At 61.1% G+C, this 1,044-nt stretch carries 1 protein-coding gene; it reads right to left on the reverse strand.

The genetic code is table 11. From position 1 onward, the window contains the following. Window positions 1–926, reverse strand: a 926-nt coding sequence (locus EOA27_RS37760; RefSeq protein WP_127258881.1) for an IS481 family transposase, incomplete at its 3' end; no start/stop codon positions are given. Window positions 927–1,044: the final 118 nt, after the last annotated feature.

Raw genomic sequence — 1,044 nt, forward strand, 5'->3', positions numbered from 1 at the left:
CTTCTGACCCATTCATCCAAATCGGCCTGCAGCTCCTCGATCGAGCCGTAGATCTTCTTCCTGAAGGCGACCCGGTAGAACTCGTCCAGCACCGTCTTGTGGAAGCGTTCCACGATGCCATTGGTCTGCGGGTTCTTGGTCTTGGTGCGGGAATGATCCACGTCCTCGACCGCCAGATAGAGCTCGTACTCGTGGTGTTCGGGATTGCCGCAATATTCGGTGCCGCGGTCGGTCAGCACCCGGCTTAGCTTCACCTCGTGGGCGTCGAAGAACGGCACCACGCGGTCGTTGAGGAGATCGGCGGCGGTGATCGGCGTCTTGCGGTCATAGAGCTTGGCGAAGGCGACCTTCGAATAGGTGTCGAGGAAGGTCTGCTGGTAGATGCGTCCGACCCCCTTCATGTTGCCGACATAGAAGGTGTCCTGGCCGCCGCAATAGCCCGGGCATTCACTCTCGAACTCACCATGCGCCTCCTTGTCCAGCTTGGCCTTTTCCAGCGCCGCCAATTGGCTCTCGGTGAGCACGATACCGTCCTGGGCGACCTTGGCCTCCAGCGCCTTCAGCCGCTTCTTCATCGTCTCCAGATCGTGACGCTGCCACACCCCGCGGACGCCCGACGGCGAGACCGAGTGGCCGAGCTTGCGCATTTCGTTGGCGATGCGGGTCTGCCCATAGGCGGGATATTCCAGCGTCAGCTCGAGGATGATCGCCTCGACCTCGGGCGGCGTGCGGTTGGCCAACAGCGGCTTCCTGCGCGTCAGTTCCTGCAGCGCCACTTCGCCGCCGGTCTCGTAAAGCTCCTTGAAGCGGTAGAAGCTGTCGCGCGAATAGCCCATCATCTTGCAGGCCTGGCTGACATTGCCGAGCTGTTTCGCCAGCTCCAGCAGCCCCACCTTGGCGCGGATGATCTTTTGGTCCTTGGTCATGTCAGTGTCCTTTCTAACGCCGAGGCCGGGCGCTGCGAACCCTGACCACTCCGCGCCCGGCCTCGGCTCAAGCTTCAGCCTAGGACACCGTCTGTCAGATAAAGTTTAAACTTTTACA

The organism is Mesorhizobium sp. M2A.F.Ca.ET.037.01.1.1 (assembly GCF_003998075.1).
Lineage (GTDB): Bacteria > Pseudomonadota > Alphaproteobacteria > Rhizobiales > Rhizobiaceae > Mesorhizobium.